19 protein-coding genes and 1 pseudogene are annotated in these 16,268 nt (G+C 71.1%); 18 read left to right on the top strand and 2 right to left on the bottom strand.

What is annotated here, in order from left to right; genetic code table 11:
• Positions 1-34 precede the first annotated feature (34 nt).
• Both KVT44_RS58495 and KVT44_RS31815 read left to right on the top strand, forming a co-directional pair.
• Complete coding sequence (locus KVT44_RS58495) at positions 35-568, top strand: hypothetical protein (protein ID WP_308314169.1); 534 nt, start codon at positions 35-37, stop codon at positions 566-568.
• Between the two features lie 109 nt (positions 569-677).
• Positions 678-1,349, top strand: a complete 672-nt coding sequence (locus tag KVT44_RS31815; RefSeq protein WP_254650168.1) for a glycosyltransferase — start codon at positions 678-680, stop codon at positions 1,347-1,349.
• Between the two features lie 100 nt (positions 1,350-1,449).
• Here the strand turns inward: KVT44_RS31815 and KVT44_RS31810 are convergent.
• Both KVT44_RS31810 and KVT44_RS31805 read right to left on the bottom strand, forming a co-directional pair.
• A pseudogene (locus KVT44_RS31810) lies at positions 1,450-1,882 on the bottom strand (IS5 family transposase); the annotation flags it as partial.
• A gap of 10 nt (positions 1,883-1,892) precedes the next feature.
• On the bottom strand, positions 1,893-3,248 hold the full coding sequence (locus KVT44_RS31805; RefSeq protein ID WP_254650151.1) for a hypothetical protein: 1,356 nt from the start codon (positions 3,246-3,248) through the stop codon (positions 1,893-1,895).
• Between the two features lie 438 nt (positions 3,249-3,686).
• Between KVT44_RS31805 and KVT44_RS31800 the strand changes: the two genes are divergently transcribed.
• The 16 genes from KVT44_RS31800 (at position 3,687) to KVT44_RS31725 (ending at position 16,048) form a co-directional block, all read left to right on the top strand.
• On the top strand, positions 3,687-4,214 hold the full coding sequence (locus KVT44_RS31800; protein WP_217570538.1) for a hypothetical protein: 528 nt from the start codon (positions 3,687-3,689) through the stop codon (positions 4,212-4,214).
• Positions 4,215-4,235: 21 nt separating this feature from the next.
• Positions 4,236-5,408: a hypothetical protein gene (locus KVT44_RS31795; protein WP_217570536.1), complete on the top strand. Its 1,173-nt coding sequence runs from the start codon at positions 4,236-4,238 to the stop codon at positions 5,406-5,408.
• Positions 5,409-5,647: 239 nt separating this feature from the next.
• The gene (locus KVT44_RS31790) at positions 5,648-5,854 is read left to right on the top strand and encodes a hypothetical protein (protein ID WP_217570534.1); all 207 of its coding nucleotides are present in this window, start codon (positions 5,648-5,650) and stop codon (positions 5,852-5,854) included.
• 2 nt (positions 5,855-5,856) lie between these two features.
• Positions 5,857-6,207, top strand: a complete 351-nt coding sequence (locus KVT44_RS31785; RefSeq protein ID WP_217570789.1) for a hypothetical protein — start codon at positions 5,857-5,859, stop codon at positions 6,205-6,207.
• 147 nt (positions 6,208-6,354) lie between these two features.
• Positions 6,355-6,714: a hypothetical protein gene (locus KVT44_RS31780; protein WP_217570532.1), complete on the top strand. Its 360-nt coding sequence runs from the start codon at positions 6,355-6,357 to the stop codon at positions 6,712-6,714.
• A gap of 287 nt (positions 6,715-7,001) precedes the next feature.
• Positions 7,002-7,223: a hypothetical protein gene (locus KVT44_RS31775; RefSeq protein WP_217570787.1), complete on the top strand. Its 222-nt coding sequence runs from the start codon at positions 7,002-7,004 to the stop codon at positions 7,221-7,223.
• Positions 7,224-7,417: 194 nt separating this feature from the next.
• Entirely contained in the window at positions 7,418-8,560 is a 1,143-nt protein-coding gene (locus KVT44_RS31770; RefSeq protein ID WP_217570785.1) for an AAA family ATPase, read from the top strand.
• Positions 8,557-10,356: a hypothetical protein gene (locus tag KVT44_RS31765; protein ID WP_217570530.1), complete on the top strand. Its 1,800-nt coding sequence runs from the start codon at positions 8,557-8,559 to the stop codon at positions 10,354-10,356. Before KVT44_RS31770 ends, KVT44_RS31765 begins: the two co-directional genes overlap by 4 nt.
• Before the next feature lie 262 nt (positions 10,357-10,618).
• Entirely contained in the window at positions 10,619-11,056 is a 438-nt protein-coding gene (locus tag KVT44_RS31760; protein WP_217570783.1) for a hypothetical protein, read from the top strand.
• Between the two features lie 108 nt (positions 11,057-11,164).
• Entirely contained in the window at positions 11,165-11,602 is a 438-nt protein-coding gene (locus KVT44_RS31755) for a hypothetical protein (protein ID WP_308314168.1), read from the top strand.
• Complete coding sequence (locus KVT44_RS31750) at positions 11,599-12,381, top strand: hypothetical protein (protein WP_217570528.1); 783 nt, start codon at positions 11,599-11,601, stop codon at positions 12,379-12,381. Before KVT44_RS31755 ends, KVT44_RS31750 begins: the two co-directional genes overlap by 4 nt.
• Positions 12,378-13,289: a hypothetical protein gene (locus KVT44_RS31745; RefSeq protein WP_217570526.1), complete on the top strand. Its 912-nt coding sequence runs from the start codon at positions 12,378-12,380 to the stop codon at positions 13,287-13,289. The genes KVT44_RS31750 and KVT44_RS31745 overlap by 4 nt, the downstream gene beginning before the upstream one ends.
• A 13-nt stretch (positions 13,290-13,302) precedes the next feature.
• The gene (locus KVT44_RS31740; protein ID WP_217570524.1) at positions 13,303-14,007 is read left to right on the top strand and encodes a hypothetical protein; all 705 of its coding nucleotides are present in this window, start codon (positions 13,303-13,305) and stop codon (positions 14,005-14,007) included.
• A gap of 25 nt (positions 14,008-14,032) precedes the next feature.
• Complete coding sequence (locus tag KVT44_RS31735) at positions 14,033-14,788, top strand: hypothetical protein (RefSeq protein WP_217570522.1); 756 nt, start codon at positions 14,033-14,035, stop codon at positions 14,786-14,788.
• 48 nt (positions 14,789-14,836) lie between these two features.
• Positions 14,837-15,250 (top strand): hypothetical protein, encoded by a 414-nt coding sequence (locus KVT44_RS31730; RefSeq protein WP_217570520.1) that lies wholly within the window; start codon positions 14,837-14,839, stop codon positions 15,248-15,250.
• A gap of 36 nt (positions 15,251-15,286) precedes the next feature.
• On the top strand, positions 15,287-16,048 hold the full coding sequence (locus tag KVT44_RS31725; protein ID WP_217570518.1) for a DUF317 domain-containing protein: 762 nt from the start codon (positions 15,287-15,289) through the stop codon (positions 16,046-16,048).
• Positions 16,049-16,268: the final 220 nt, after the last annotated feature.

The following is a 16,268-nucleotide window of genomic DNA, read 5'->3' as shown; positions in this document are numbered from 1 at the left end:
CATCGCCCGCCCCACCGACACCGGGTATGCCGGCGTGTACGTCCACTGGGACGGCTACCCCAGCCACCACCTCCCTTTGCTGCTCGGCGCCCACCAGTACCGCTTCGCCGGTGACCTCGACGCCCTGTGCCGGCACCTGATCGACGAAGCGCCCGAGGGCTGGTCCCAGCTGGGCACCGACCTCCTCGACGGCGCCCCCGAACCCGTGCGCGCCGAACTCGTCGGCGGCGACGAACACCCCAGCAGGAAGCTCGACAACGTCCGCGTGATCAACGTTGGAGCGGCCGAGCCCGAGCAGTGGACCGTCACCGAGACATCCCATGGTGGCCTGGACTGGGGATACGTCCTGCATCGCGGCGGCATCGAAGTCATCCCGCTCGACGCGGAAGACCGCGGCCCCGTCGTGGCCTGGGACACCGACCCACGCGCCCGGTTCAGCAACGGCACCTACCGCTGGCGCCCCGGCCACCCGATCCCCGCCACCCTGCCGCCCCGGACCACCGCCCCCAGCACGCCGACACCGGCTTCCGCCCCCGCTCCGACGGCGCGGACCGCACCGCGCCGCTGACCCTTCACGCCCTTCTGCCGCGGAGAACCTCCTGCACCCCCAAACCGCCAAGATCACGGTCGTCATCGCCACCCAGTTGCGGCCCGACCGGCTCGGCCACCTGACGGCCCTGTACGAAAGCCTCACTCGCCAAGAGGTGCCCTGGGAGGCGGTCATCGCGCTCGACGGCGCCGACCCCGCCCGGCTGCCGGCCCCGCTCGCCGACGATGTCCGTGTCCGCGTCCTGCCGCTGCCCCGCCCGGTGGGGGCGGCGTGCGCCCGCAACCTCGCGCTGAACGAGGTGCGCACCGACTACGTCAACTGGGCGGACGACGACGATACGTTCCCCGACCACGCGATGGCCGTGCGACTGCGTGTGCTGGAGACGGCGGGGGTGGGCTGGTGCGCCGGATACAGCCAGGACCTCCGCCCCGACGGCACGATCTCCCTGTGGCGCTGCCCCACGCCGCCCGGACGGCACGCGGCCGGCGACGTCTGGACATACTGGAAGAACCCTGCGGACACCATCCCGATCGGGCCGACCACGATCCTCGCCCGCACCGACCTCGTGCGCGCCGCCCCGATGGGCGGGCTCGTCCAGGGCGAGGACTACATGGCCGCGATCGGCGTCACCAGCCTCGCGCCGGGCATCCTGCTGCCCGTCCCGGTATACCGCTACCGCAAACACGCGGGCCAGATGACCCGCCAGGACTCCTACGACGTACTGGAGGCCAGTGCTCGACGGCACGCATGGTGCTACGGACGCGCCCTGCGGTCCGCTCTCTCGTCCCAGCAGCTGTAGGTTCCGCAGTTTCGCGAGCACTTCCGCGTGATCATGAGCACCGATCGAGCATTCCCGCGTGATCATGAGCAGAGGTAACGTTTAGTAGCGGTCAGTTGTCGGTCGTCAGTCCGCCGCGCGAGCGCCCCAGCGCCTTGCGAGCCGCCGCGCGTGCCGGATCTTCCAGCTCTCTCCCCCCGCCTCCGCACCCTTTTACGGGCGCCGGCGGCGTGCTGATGGGCCCGGCTGATCGTGAAGTCGACCAACACGGTCCACTCCACGGCCCCGACGGAGTCGTCCCGGACCTGGGCCTGTTCCAGCAGACAGGCCCAGGTTCCGTCCGCCTCCCAGCGGGCGAACCGCTCGTAGGCCGTCTGCCACGGCCCATAGCGTTCCGGCAGTTCACGCCACGGAGCACCCGTCCGCTAACGCCACAACACCCCGTTGATCACCTGCCGATGATCACGCCACGGCCGCCTACGACCAGCAACACCTGGCAGCAGGGGCGCTACGCGTTCCCACGCCACATCCGTCCGGTCACCACGACCCACCACAAGATCATTATCAGAGGTCTTCGTCCGTGCTGAGGAAGACCGACTTGAACAGGTCGGCCGCGTCGACGAGGGGCTCGGTGGGCACCCGGAGCTCCCCACTGGTCACCGCGTCGTTGCCGTCCTCGGTAAGTTCCCACGAGACCTCCACCGAACTGGCATCAGGATCCTTCGCGATGATGACGTAGTCGTCTTGGTCGCTCGTCCAAAGTACGTTCGGACGGAACGACTCCGGAGTGAGCACAACTTCGGCGTCCTCGCCGTGGGTGCTCCAGGTCACGGGATAGCCCCGCGGGAGGGGTCGGATAGTCGAGTGGTCGAAGCTCGGCAGGAACGGCTCGTGCGGCCCCAGCACTGGTTCGACGGCCTTCTCGAAGTCTGCGTCGTCCGGGTCGAGGTAATCCAACACCTCGCAGTTATGGAACGTCAGAATCAGGTGCGGCTTGGACACGAAACGATCGCGACTGACCACCTGGACGCCGGCACCCGGCATCCCGGCGCCTAGGAGGTGCTCCCGACCCTTGGCGATGTGCTCGGCCTTCTTGCTCTGCCATGCGGCGAGCGCCTGCTCTCGGTCCTCCGTCGACAGCGGCTTCGGGTTACCGAAGACGCTCGACGGCAATACGAACGGCGTCGAGGCGAGAGTGTCTGCAGCCGGTGTCGGCTGCTTGCTGAACTGCTCCTCTTCGTAGCGGCGCAGGCTCTCCAGGACCTCGTCCACGCCGTCGACCCTGCAGATCGGGCCGAGCAGTTGCACCTCAAGGTCAATCGGTGACCTCCCGCCCCGGCGGACGCGCTCGACGAGGGCGAGGACTTCTCCGGAACGTGCGGGCCGCGTGTTGCTGGTGCCTCGAACGTAGATCGCGCCGTCCTCGAGACTGTCGCGGCGGTCGTCACTCTGATAGCTCTTGTGACACGGGAAGATCGTCTGGCCGTCCTCCGGCGGCTGGGCGATGATGAACAGGACCTCGTGGTCGGAGTCGACGCCGATCCGGCCGAACTCGAAGGCCGGGAACTGGGGCCCGAGGTAGGGGCGGAGCCGGTCCTCAAGCTCGTGCGCCTCGGTTCCGCGCAGTACTCCGGGAGCACTGTTCGTCTGTGCGCCGATGACCAGGACCGCGTAGCCGTGGAAGTGTCGGGCAGCCTCCCCCGGACGCCGGTTCGCTGCGCCCAGGAGGAACTTTGCGATCTTGGCCGCGGTCGCCTTGCTGTTCATGTCGAGTGGGCTCTTGACCTCGAGGTAGGTCGCCTCGGCCTCGTCGCCGACAGCGACTACGTGCCCAAGAACGCCCCGTAGGGCGCGCTCACCGAGCGGGATGACGCTGGTGTCGAGAGCGGAGGTCCCGGCGTCCGAGTCGTCCGAAGGCAAGAGATCCGGCATGGAACGATTCTCCCATTCATGACTGCCGGGCGGGATCGAACATCCGCCTCCGAGGAGCCTGGGTCGCGGTCACGGCGCAACATAGCCGACGATCGCCGGTTAGCCCAACCGGCGATCGTCACGACACTTGAAGCTCCCCTCCAGCCGCAAATCTCAGCGGGCCCGGCTCGCGCATGGCCTGCGAAGCCGACCCTCGAAGGAGCAGCCCAATCCCTCCCTCACGGCCACGAGCCTGCCCGCAAAGGGCAATGCCCGTTACTCACCGCCACCACCCAAGCATCGATCGCAGAGGCGAGTGCTCATGATCGGCGACTAGCCCCACCTCCAAGAATGCTCACTGCGGTCAACGCCCCAGGTGGCTGGACGGCGGATGCTCACAGAAAAGCGGAACCTACAGCAGCCGAGAGATAGGGCCGGGGTGGTCTGATGTCCTCCTCGATCGCCCAGGCCGCCTTCGATCACCTGGCCCGGCGTCTGGACGAGTTGGCCGCCGAGTTCCCCACTGATCCCGGGGCCGTCGACCTGGTCACGCTCACCGACGACATCGCCGTCCTGGCCCACCACCTGCAGCAGGCCACCGAGCGCGCACAGGAACGTTTCACCGCACCGGCCGCGGTCCACCCGCCTGAACGCGCTGCCCTGGTCCGGCTGACCAGGGCCACGGCTGGCATCGCGAAGGCGCTGGACATCCTCTCCGAGGCTCTGACGTTCGCCACGACCGGCTTCCAACGCGAGGCAGTGGGGGACCTCGCCCACTCGCATCTGCGCAACGACCCCGGGGTTCTGCGGATCATGACGGCCGAGAAATACGTCGCGGCCCGCGCCCGTCTGCGCAACACCGCCGCCGACCTGCGCGCGACGACCACACCGCCCGGGCCCTCCACGCCGCGAACGACCGGCCTACGAACCCAGCCGACTGCCGTCGCGCAGCCACGGCAGCGGGCCCGCCCGTGAAGTCCACCGAAGGAACCCGAGTTGCCTGCGAACCCTCCTGCCGCGATCACGCTCGCCTACAGCCGCACCGTCGGCCTGGTCGCCGTCGCCCACGGCGAGCAGTACAAGTGGGCCCACACCGCCCTGGAACAGGCCGGATTCACCAAACGCAACGACGGCGCCTACAGCACGCCCGGCCCGGACATCCGGACAGCCGCAGTGAAGCTGCTGTCTCTCGCCCACCGCCACCGCACCACCGTGGCCGTCAGCCAGCGCCCGTTCCTCGGCGACGTCGCCGACCGGATCGCCGAACTGCTGCCCGGGACGTGGACTGCCCAGGTCGAGATCTACAGCCACCCCGTCTGGCAGGGAGACCTGCTGCCCTGGCTGTGGGACCGCGGTGAACTCGTCCGGACGGTGGAGGACCAGCGGGTGCCGTACGCAGCGAAGCTCACCAGCGACACCGGAGTCGAACTGCTGCTCGCCCACCGGGGCGAGGATCCCCGACTCGGCTATCTGGTCGGGGCGCTCGCCTCCCACCAGGAGTTCGACAACAGCTACGACAACCCCTACGCGCCGACTGGCATCGCCCTCCCCAGCCGGCCCGGCCAGGCGGCCAAGGCCATCACGGACACGTTCCTGCCCGCCTACCACCAGGCCCTGCACGCACGGCGTCTGGACGCCGTGGTCACCGCACTCGACGAACTCCGTGCCGAGTACGACGCCGTGACAGCGATCTGGGAATCCGGCCGCTCCAGCGACGGCACCCTCCTCAACGGGGATGAGGTGGCGACAGCGAACAGGGCCTTCACCGTGCGCGCTTGGCGGGCCTTCCACCCCGTCCTCACTCACGCACCCGGCCTTCTCCAGCAGTGCGCTGCCGCGGTTTCGGAACGTTCCGCGGACGCCGACATCGTGGCCCAGCTGAGCGAGACACTCGCTGGCAGCCAGGCCGCGCTCGACGCCTGGCGGCACCGTCGTCACCCCGGCTCAGCCCAGCCGTGGCGTCTGCGGCCCCCGGCCGAGGTTCGCACGCAGCTCGGGCTGCAGGCGGTGCCGGCCATCGAGACCTGGCTCGGCGCGCGCGACGCGTTCGTGCGCATCGCCCGTTCCGCTGTGCCCGGCAGCCCCGCCCAGCCGCCCGGAAACGGGCCCGCTCCTTCCGCCCAGCTCGCCGTGCCAAGCCCTTCCCGTCCGCCAGGCCCACGCCGCTGATCAGCAGAAAGGATTCCTCTCTGTCCCACCACTTCCACTTCCGCACCCACCCCGAACACGGCTTCGTCGCCACCGCCGACGCAAGCTTCACCTCCCATCTGGCCGATTGGTTCCTCGTCCGCGAGCAATTCGAGCCCGTTCCCTTTTCGCCGGGCCTGTACCGGCTCACCGAGCCGGAACGCGACTGGCTGCGCCGCACTCTCCAAGCCGTTCACGACCTGCGCAGCCTCGGCTACCGAGTGCAGGCCGACAGCACTCTCGATCCCGCCCGCGCATCGGCTCCTCCCCGGCCGACGACCAGCAACGACCTGGCCGTACGGCGTTCTCGTATCGCGCAGGCCGCCGCCGTACGCCCCTCCCGCATCAGCGCCCTGGCCGCCTCCGCACCGGCGACGCTGCCCGCCGTCGGCGGCGCCCCGGCTTCCGGGCAGGGACGGGGCCGGTGAGCATGACCAGCGATCCGATCCGCATCACCCGCGGCGAAGGCGGCGAGGTCGAAGTCGAAGGACGGTACGACGCGTTCGCAGCGAACATCCTGGCCCGCGCGGGGTTCCTGACGTACCCGACGCTGCGCGGGCAATGGGTCCGACTGCCCTTCGACCTCGGCCGCGCCTGGGAAAACGAACACGCCAGCTGGGCAGCGGACATGCTCCTCGCTGCCCGCTACGCGGTCGACCTCGACCCGGACCTGCGCCCCGCACCCCCCGCCGCATCCGCCCCGCCGTCGGCACGCCGCGCGAGCCCCGCGATGACCGCCCAGCCCACACCGCCTGCCGGCGTACGCCGGCAGAGCCGCTGACGCCCCGGGGACGTCACGACCACCCCGCTCCTCATCCGCCCCGCTCTGAAAGGCCCTTCTGCCTTGCCCGACCCCGATCCGTCCTCGTCCTCGTGGGACTGTCACAACTGGAGCTGCCAGATCTGCACCTCGCCGCACCACGATGAGATGACCGTGTTGCGCTGTGCCATCGTCACGCTGCTGGAGCACGGACGCTGGATGGCCTCCGACGAGATCCCGCTGCCCGAGATCCTCGGCGGCGCCAGCGAATACCTGGCCCGCCTCGCCGGCCCCGGCGACGACAACACCCCGGTCCCCTCGGCCGATCAACGGGCCTGGGTAGACGCCGAGCTGCGCTTGGCTGTCGCCCGCGCCGCCGGGCTGGACGCCGTCAGCACCCTCGACCCCCGCATCGACAGCACGCTGGCCACCGAAGCCTCCCGGTGCTCGCAACGCCACATAGACCTACTCGACCGCGCCGCCCGGCAGTTCACCCAGCACCACCCGCGCCCCGCGCACACCCGCTGAACCCACCGGCGCCCCACGCCGCACCCCGACACAAGGAGATCTTGTACATGGGAGTTGTTGGTACACCCGGCTATCGGAACGTGCGGAGAGGCGAGTCAGGTAGCTGCGGGGCGGTGAGGCCCGCCCTGGAGCATGTCGGCAGTCATTGCCCATCGTTCGTGGTCCCGCCACGCACCGTTGATGTGCTGGAAGCTCCGGGCCCGCCTCGCCTTCGCCCGACACCCCACCGCTTTCCCGCCACCACCGATAGGAGATCCGCCTTGCCCGAAGCACCAGCAGAGCCGTTCATGACGATCCGGCACACCACCACCGGCGAGATCACCACCACCGGCTACAACGCCGCCGCCCGGCGGATCCTGCTCCAGGACGGCTTCGAAGAGACGCCAGGCTGCGCCTGCCGAGCGACGGAACCCGGTACGGAGCGGACGCACGGGCCTGCTCGGCAGCCGGCGAGCTGCTCGTTGCCGGCCGTCCCGTGCACCTGGACCGAGCCCTCGGTCGGCCGGTGAGCGCCGACGGTACGCCCCGGTCGGCCCGGTCGCCGATGTCGGCACAGTCCGTGATCCGCTCCGAGAGCGGCCAGCCTCTCCAGCGCATCGCCAACCCCGCCCGCACCCGCACCTGTTGAAGGACCCTCGTTGTGACCACACCCGGAACGCCTACCAGTCCAGCGCGCACCAAGGGGGGCGAACTACGGGCCAAGGTGGCCCGACTGCTGGCCGACCGGCCGGCGGACACGCTCACCATCGGGGACATGGCCAGGCAGCTGGGCCACTCCCACGGCGCCGTCCGCAACGCCGCCCTCACCCTGGTGCGACGCGGCGAGGCCGACCAAGGCGGAACCGGACAACCGGAGTTCCGCGCGAACGCGAAAACCGCCGCAGCCGCGCAGACCGCTGTGATCAGCCCACCGGGCACCCACTCTCCCCGCGCCCAGGCGGCCACGGCCCGCACGACCATTCCCGCAGCGCCCACGCCGCCCAGGCAGACCGGCCCGATCCGCCGCGCGGGGGGCCAGGTCTACCACCCCCGGGAGCTGGCCGATCTGCCCGACGTCGAGGCGTTGAATCGCCTGCGCGACGCCGACGTGCCGGTGCTGCTCTACGGCCCTCCGGGCACCGGCAAGACGAGTCTGGTCGAGGCGGCGTTCGAGGACCTGCTCACCGTCGCCGGTGACGGCGACACCACGGTCGGCGACTTGATCGGCGAGTACACACAGGACGACGCGGGAGCCTACGTCTTCCAGTACGGTCCGCTGGTCACCGCGATGACCGAGGGCCGCGCCCTGCTGATCGACGACGCCACCCTGATCTCACCGAAGGTCCTGGCGGCGCTGTATCCCGCGATGGACGGGCGCAGGCAGATCCAGGTCAAGGCCCACAAGGGCGAGACCATCAAGGCCGAGCCGGGCTTCTACGTGGTGGCGGGCCACAATCCCGGCGTCCACGGCGCGGTGTTGACGGAGGCGCTCGCGAGCCGGTTCAGCGTACAGATCCAGATCGGCACGGACTACGACCTCGCCCTGGCCTTGAGGATCGATGCCCGGGTGGTCCGGGTCGCCCGACACCTCGCCCGCCAGGTCGAACTCGGCGAGCTGGGCTGGGCCCCCCAACTGCGGGAACTGCTCAGCTACCAGAAGACCGAGGCCGTCCTCGGCACCAGGGCCGCGCTCGCGAACCTGGTCGGCATCGCTCCTGTGGAGGATCGCGACGCCGTCGCCGCTGCCGTCATCAAGGCTGCCGGTGTCAAGGAGGTCGCTCCCCTCACTCTCGGCAAGCAGCTCTCCGCCTCGGCCGTCCGGCAGCCCCCGGGCATCGGCTCCGCGCACCGGGGCCGCTCGCGATGAGCGCCCACCACCACGTCCAGTCCCCCGCCACCGCCCGGGACGACGACGCCGACCTCGCGCGCTGGGTCGACGACGGCGCCCCGCCCGCGCAGCCCCGGTCCTCCCCTCACGCGTGGCTGCGCGTGGGAGCCGAACTCGGCGACCGGCTGGTCGACCTCTCCGGCCGCCAGGACCTCCTCGTCACCTGCCGCCCCGGCACGCGCAGCGGCGCACCGGCCGCGTTCTTCCCCACTCTGGGCGAGGTCGAGTTCGACGCCGGCCTGTTCGCCCCGCTCCAGCCCCACGAGATCCATCCGCGGATCGTGGGCGACGAGGAGCGGTATCCCGCCGCCTGGGGAGTGTTCGTCCACGAGGCCGCGCACGCGGCCCACTCCGTCTGGACACCGCCTGCCGGAGCGGACCCTCGTGTCGTCGAGGCCGCGCTCCTGCTGGAGGAGAGCCGTGTCGAAGGCGCACACCTGAACCGGCGGCCCACGGACCGCACGTACCTGCGCACCAGTGCCCGAACCCTGGCCATGCCCGACATCGCGCATCCCACCCTCCAGGGCATCGAGCACGCCGCCGGCGTGGCTGCCCTGGTCCTCGGCCGCCGTGACGTCGGCATCCTGGACGTCGGCGAGACCCGGGCCGTCGCCGATCTGTGCGAGAAGGTGCTGGGCGCCAACCTGCTGGCCGCCCTCACCCGCATCTGGACCGCAGCCCATCAGTGCGCCGACCACGACGCCACGACCATGCTCGCGCACGCTCAACAATGGTGCGACGCTCTGGACACCGCGGCCCCCGCCCTGCCCGTGCCGGAGAACCTCACCGATCTGCTGTCCGGCGCCGTGGGGGTCGTCATGGACAGCACGGCAGCCACCGACGCCGCCGACCTCGCGGCACAGGCCGCAGCGGCCAATGCCATGGCCGCGCAGTCCACGGCGCAGGCTCAGGACCGCGCCCAGCGGGCCGGCCGGCGACGCAAAGCAGCCGCCACCGCCAAGTCGGTCTTCAACGCCCGTGGCACCACCGTCACCCCCGACGGCACACCGGCGCCCTACGGCAACCCGGTCACCGGCACCCGCAGGCCCACCGCCGCCGAGCAGAGTGCCGCCGCCCGCCTGAGCCGCGCCCTGCGCGCCGCCGCCTACCGCGAGCGGACCGAGGAACGGACCACCAGCCCCACCCCGCCCGGCCGCCTCAACATGCGCGCGGCCCTCGCCCGCGACGCTCAGCGCGCGGCCGGGTCGGTCCCCACCGCCGAGCCGTTCACCCACACCCGCCGCCGCAACTCCCCCACCCCACCGCTGCGTGTGGGTATCGCCGTCGACGTCTCCGGCTCCATGCGTGCCGCCTGCGCGCCCGTCGCGTCCGCTGCCTGGATCGTGGCACGCGCAGCAGCCCTCACCGACCCCGACTCCCTTACCGCCACCATCGCCTATGACAGGCACCTGACCGCACTGACCCGACCCACCCACCGAGCACCAGAACGCGTGACGACGTTCGACGCCAAGGGCGGCCACCACAACCTCGGCGACGCCATCGACGCACTCGACCACGGCCTCGAACTCAGCCGCCCCGGCGCCGGCCGCCTCCTCGTGATCGTCACCGACGCCCGGTACGCCAGCGACGAAACCGCTCAAGCCGTCACCCGCGTCAAGCAGCTCACGACCGCCGGCTGCGCCGTACTCCAACTCACCCTCACCGCCAAGTCCCACCACTTGCCGGGGACCACCCTGCTGCACCTACCCCGGCCCTCCAGCGCTCCCGCCGCCATCGCCACGGCGGCCACCAACGCCATCCGCAGGACACGCTGAGACAACGCAGAAAGCGGAAGCGTCCCCGCGACCACCGCCAAGCACTCCAGACCACCCCCGTCCTCCGCATGAACCGCGCATCTGACGCACAACCCTCCACAACGACGCAGGCCACCACCCCAACCGCCAACGAAAGACACTCGATTTGAAGCCCCAGACCAGCAGCCCGACCTCGAACGCAACGCCCATCAAACGGCATTCCCCAGGGGTCCGAACGCACTGGACCGTCACCCACCCCTGTACCCACGACGTCGTCCACGACCTGTCCGACCGCCCCGCCGACCAGCGCGCCGGCTTCGCCCGCTGGCTCGCCTCCCGGGACTGCACCGACTGCTGGAAGGCCGCCCGCGACGCCGACAGCGCCGGCAAGGAGGAGTGGCTCGCCGCCAGGCGCGCCGAGGAACAGCAGACCGCCGCTGTGTGGGCCGAGCAGTTCGAGATGCCGCCGCTGGAGGGCACCGAACGCGCCCGGGACTGGGGCGAACGCTCCCGCCACCAGTTGGCCACCCGCGCGTACGCCGCCCTGGTCACCGAGGGCACCTGGACCGAGGCCGACTGGACGGTGCTGGAGGAGAAGATCCGCGCGATCACCCGGGCCGGGTGGTGGATCGACCAGAGGGATGCCGAGGGCACCGACCTGCCCGAACTCCTCGACGCCGCAACCGCGAACGACCGCGGCACCGAAAACCCGTACCGGTAGCCGACCGGCGCGTATACCCGACGGTCCCCGGTTAGCGAAACCGGAGTTCGTCCGGAGTATTGATCCTCCCACCGCCACCGAGTGCTCTTCGTGGAAGGACCTGCTGCCGTGCCCGACGCCTCTCATCCCTCCCACATACCCTCCGTCTGGAGACCCTCCCTGGAAACTCTGACCGCCGAAAGGGACATCACCCACGCCCACTTCACCCCCGGCGACACGGTCGTGATCCCTACAGGCGTCGGCGACGGCAGGCTCTCGGGCGACGTCATGACGATCGTCGCCCCCTCCTGGCACCTGCCGACGGACGAAGACGGCTGGCGGCTGCGCAACCCCAAGGGCCAGGAGCGCACCTTCATCACCGCCCACCCCCGCTACATGGTCCACCTCTCCCATCACTGCCCCGACTGTCTGATTTACCGGCGCGCTCTGGAGGACTACGTGCTGCCCAGGGTGCCCGTCGGCAGCGGCTCCTTCGACTGCGGCTGGTACACGCTCACCCATCTCAACCAGCTCGTGCACATCACCGACGCCCGGGGCGGCCGATGACGGTCCCTGCCCGCCGCCCGGGGCGCGCCCTCGCCCTGCTCCGTGCCGACAGCCGGGCCCGGAACGCCACTGCCAGTCACCAGTGGCCCGCCCGGCTCGCGTGCGACCTGCGGGAACTCGACGCCACCTGGCAGGAATCGGCGCAGGTGTGCGCCGACGCCGCGTGGACGGCCCGGTCCGCCGGACGCAGTGTGCTCGGCCAGCTGCGTCCGGAGCAGATCCGCACGCCCGGGCCCGACTCGATCACCGCGCGGACCTACCGGCACCTGTATCTGAGCGCGCTGCGCTACGACTTCCGCTGCCCCACCCTTCAGTCGCTCGTCGACCAGCTGCCGCCCACCGCGCGCGAGAGCCTGGACTGCTACAGCCGCGCCCTGTATGCCTTCGCGTTGCTGGGCCAGTCCAAGACCGAGGGTCTGACCCTGATGGACCGGGTCCTCGCAGATGCCGGTGATCACCCCAAGACACTGCATGTGCTGCTGCACGGCCTGTGGCTCGGCCACCACCTGCCCGGGCGTGCGGAGCGGATGCTGGCCATCGCCGCCCGGCCTCCCTTCGACGTACGCACCGATCCGATCGTGCTCTTCCGTGCAGCGGGTGCTTTGCGTCAACTCGGCCGGCACCAGGCCGCGCTGGAGTCGATCGACCGTGCGCTGGACCTGCTGCCGCCCGGTGATGTGTCCGTGCACGCCGATCTGGTCCGCGAGCGATCGCTGATTGCCGCCAGCCAGGACATCCACCAGCTGGCAGGGCGAGGCGCCGCCGAGGTGCGTACATGATCGTGCGCGTGGCGCCCCTGGGGGACTCCGCCTCCGAGGCGCTCGCCGAGGCTCTGGGCCGTCCTGTCTGCGTCGAGGAGGGGCTGACCGAGCACACGGTGGTCGCCCACTGGCCGGGCCACGTGGACTACGCCGCGTCGGACCGCCCTGACGGTACGGACATCTGGACGTCCGACGAGTGGGCCGAGCACCTGGACGACCCGTGCTGGAAGTGGCCCGCCACCACGGACCGGCACGGCGGCCGGGATGCCATCTGGCACGCGGCAATTCGTCTGCACCCCGACGACCGGGCGCTCACCGGACCCGAGTGGTCGGAGATCGCCCACCGCCTCGCCCGCACCGCGCACCTCGCGGTCCCCGGCGACGAGCAGGGCTGTCGCTGGTTCGCCATCCAGGCCCAGCCCGGACGCCTCGACCTCCTCGCGAGCCTCATCCGCGAGGACGGCACCTGGCAGAAGCAGCCCCACACCCTGCTCCGCCGGCTGTCGGACGAGGCACGGCGCATCGAATCCGACCTCCGACTCCTCCCCGTCCCGAACACCGCACCCCGTAGGCTCCGCTCCGCCGTAGCGGACTCACTGTCCTCGCCGCCCGTCGTCCTGAGCGCTGCGATGCAGTTCTCGGCGCTGCTCACGCAGGTGAGCGATGAGGCTGACGGGCCGCTGGCCGCCGTCCGTGCGGTCGTCGAGCACACCGCACAGCGCCTCGGCCTGCAGCCCGACTCACCCGGAGCCGACCGAGCCCGGCAGCAGCTGGAGTGGATCGCCCACCGCTTGTACGGCATCCAGCAGGACCTCGACACCACCGCGGCAGACCTGGCCACCGCACCCCACCGGCCGATTCCCACCACCGCACAGCCCGTCCCGCGACCCCCGGCCGCGTCCGCCCGTGCTCGACCAACCCACTAGAAGGTTCCTGCCCTTGGCCCTGGCCGACCGCCTGCTGACCCTCCGGTGCGACGTCCATTCCGGCGAAGTCCTCGCCCGCGGAGGAGACCCCGAAGCCCACAGCATCCTGGAACGCACCGGGTTCGTCCTCGTCACCCGGCTACACGAGCGCTACCACCGCCTCCCCACCGGCCTCCACGAGGCCGAAGAACAACAGATCGCCACCCGCGCCGTCGCCCGGCTGCGCGCGGTGGGTTACCACGTCGACTGCGACGAAGCCTTCGACACCGACCGCCGCGAACCATACGAACTCCCGCTCGGCGCCCAGGTCGCACACCTCGCCGAGCGACTGCGCGAGGCAGCCACGACGGACGAAGCCGCCGACGTCCTCACGGAGTGGACCGCCACGCACGACGGTGTCCTGACCGCCCTGGGCGACGTGCTGATCGCGGCAGCCGACTTCTACGACGGGCTCGGCCAGCCGTCCGACCGGCACATCGCGAAGCGGCTGCGCTACCTCGCCGACGAACGGCTCCAGATCGTTCGGTCCGACCTCGCGCACACCCGCACCGAGCTCGCCGACCGGCATGCACCCCACCCCGCTCGGCGGCCGTGCACGGCCGAGACCGGCCCGGGCGAGACGGAAGCCTCCGCCGTCTGCGCCTGCTCGCCACCCCGTATCCCCACCAGCCCCGGTGTTCTCCCCGCCGCGCCGGTCCCCACCGGCCGCCGGAGATGACCCGCCCCTTTCCCCGAGGAGACTTTTGCACGCGCCCGATGACTCCCTGGCCTCCTTCGCCGCCGTCCTCGCCGGCGAACTGCCCGGCCAGTGGAGCAGCCAGTACCACCCCGACCGCGGCGGCGACACCGACCACGACGAACTGACCGCCGATGTCTGGGACATGGACCAGGTCGCCGATGCCATGGCCGAGCACCTCGTCGACCACTGCGCCGTCCTGACCCGGCACGCGGACGGCACCCGGCTGTTCGTCATGGACCGCAAGGGCCACGACGACGGCTTCCTCATCGCCGCCATGGCGCCCGAGGACCTGCCCGTCGAGGCGTTCCACGGGGTCCGCGAACCCGACGGCATCGCCGTCGACGAGGACCCCTTCCGTGCCGCCAAGCACGTCTCGCTCCGCCTGCTGTCCCGCTACGACACGGCCCTCGCCCAGGTGCGGGACAACGCCTCCCGCCTCGCCACCACCCAGGCCGGCCAGCAGGGCCGTGTGGTGCTGACCTGGTCCGGCGAGGACCTCGTGGCCGCCGAGCCCGACCGCGACGACGTCGCCACGGCCCTGACCGAGTACGGCTTCGTCTTCGACGAGGCCCGGCACATGTTCGTGCTGTCCGACGGCGATTCGGCCCGGGTGGCCGCGTCCGTCCGTGCCGTCGGCCACCGGCTGTCCGAGCTGGGCGTCGGCGTCCTGCTGTCCCGCCCGCCTGGCCGGTCCGCACCGGACACGGCGCCGGCCCAGCCGCCCGCCTCACCGGCCCGGGCCCCGCACCGGACCCGGTAACACGCCCTTTTCCGGGAGCCGCAACACCACACCAGGAGTTCCACCCTCATGGGAAATCGTGCCGACGACGAAGGCACCGACGTCGAGATCTACCGCAAGCCCCTGACCGACACGGTCCACGCCGACACCCCCACCGGCGCCCCCGAGCGGCTCCTCGCGCTGCTCGACGAGCTCGGCTTCGAACGCCGGACCGTCCGGCCCGCCAGCCCGGCAGGTCCGGCCTACGTCTGGCACGAGGCCCCCGCCCACCTCGGGGAGGACGAGAAGAAGCAGCTCGCCTCCCGTGCCGTTCCCACGCTGCTGGTAGCCGGGTACGTCGTCTCCATCCCGGACTATCTCTTCGACCAAGCCGCCTACCGAAGCGCCGTTGCGGAGGTCCGCGCTCAGCGCTCCGCACCGCCCGCTCGCACATCCGCGGCCGGCGAGCCGTCCCGGCCCCGCCGTTCTCGTCGCGCCGGCTGAATTCGACCCGGCCCTCTGTCCGTTCTACAGGAGCCCATGCCCCACCCCACCCCCTATGTCCTGGCGGCACCCGGCTATCTCGCCGGCGGCGGCGACTGTGAACACCTGACCGAGTTGCTGCTACGCGGCCACAACTGGCGGAACGTGTCCACTATCGACCAGCACACCGCCCTGACCAGCCCCGACGGCCGTCTGCACGTCGTCCTCAACCGCCGGGGAGCCTGGACCTGGAGCCTGCGCGCCACCACCTCTCTCGGGGAGGACTGGGCAGCACTCCTTGGCGCGCACCTACCCGTCGAGTACGTCACCGCACTCGTCGACGCCATGGCGCGCCCGGCCTCCCGCAAACTGCCTGCTGTTCTTGGCCCGTTGCACGAGGCCGGGTGGACGACAGATGCCACTGCCGCAACACCCACGACCGTGTCACCGGACGGCCTGGTCCGCTTCACCGAGGAGCCCGCACCCAACCGTGCGCCACGCCCGTGGCACGCCACCTGCACGGTCGACGGATTCCGATGGTGGACGGCCGCCTTCAGCACGCACACCCCGCCCGGCATCATCGCCGCGTTCACCCACAGCCTCGCCCGCGACGACCCACTGCCGCGGATGGCCATCGGAACACCGCTGCACGGCTGCGCGCCCTACACCCGCATCACCCAGACCCCGCGCGGCTACGACGACGAACAGGCACAACTCGAAGCACGGATCGCCGAAGCCCGTGGCCGTCGACACGCCGCTTCACCGACCGCCGCACCGCCGCTCTCCACCGGCCGTACGCCCCTCACCCGTACCCGCTGACCACACCCCCTGGTTCCCCGCTCATCACCCCCGTTTCAGGAGCTTTCCGTACCCCGCGCACCACACCGACGTCCGCCGCCGATCACCGCTGATCGTCCACCCCGACTGGCCGTCTTCCTCTTCCGCCGATACCTGCGCGCCTTCGTCCCAAGCACCCGGGGCAGGGCCAACCCCCTGTCCACCGGCCGCCCCGAACCCGCGCTGGATGAATCCCGGCGCC

Source organism: Streptomyces sp. GbtcB7, assembly GCF_019091445.1.
Lineage (GTDB): Bacteria > Actinomycetota > Actinomycetes > Streptomycetales > Streptomycetaceae > Streptomyces > Streptomyces mirabilis.
The sequence above is the reverse complement of the archived record's forward strand: the minus strand, read 5'-3'. Positions and strand labels throughout refer to the sequence as shown.

What these genes read in the sequence shown, in the direction of transcription:
- KVT44_RS31800 (WP_217570538.1), top strand. Translation starts at nt 3,687, where the DNA reads ATGTCCTCCTCGATCGCCCAGGCCGCCTTCGATCACCTGGCCCGGCGT.
- KVT44_RS31785 (WP_217570789.1), top strand. Translation starts at nt 5,857, where the DNA reads ATGACCAGCGATCCGATCCGCATCACCCGCGGCGAAGGCGGCGAGGTC.
- KVT44_RS31780 (WP_217570532.1), top strand. Translation starts at nt 6,355, where the DNA reads ATGACCGTGTTGCGCTGTGCCATCGTCACGCTGCTGGAGCACGGACGC.
- KVT44_RS31775 (WP_217570787.1), top strand. Translation starts at nt 7,002, where the DNA reads ATGACGATCCGGCACACCACCACCGGCGAGATCACCACCACCGGCTAC.
- KVT44_RS31765 (WP_217570530.1), top strand. Translation starts at nt 8,557, where the DNA reads ATGAGCGCCCACCACCACGTCCAGTCCCCCGCCACCGCCCGGGACGAC.
- KVT44_RS31750 (WP_217570528.1), top strand. Translation starts at nt 11,599, where the DNA reads ATGACGGTCCCTGCCCGCCGCCCGGGGCGCGCCCTCGCCCTGCTCCGT.
- KVT44_RS31745 (WP_217570526.1), top strand. Translation starts at nt 12,378, where the DNA reads ATGATCGTGCGCGTGGCGCCCCTGGGGGACTCCGCCTCCGAGGCGCTC.
- KVT44_RS31730 (WP_217570520.1), top strand. Translation starts at nt 14,837, where the DNA reads ATGGGAAATCGTGCCGACGACGAAGGCACCGACGTCGAGATCTACCGC.
- KVT44_RS31725 (WP_217570518.1), top strand. Translation starts at nt 15,287, where the DNA reads ATGCCCCACCCCACCCCCTATGTCCTGGCGGCACCCGGCTATCTCGCC.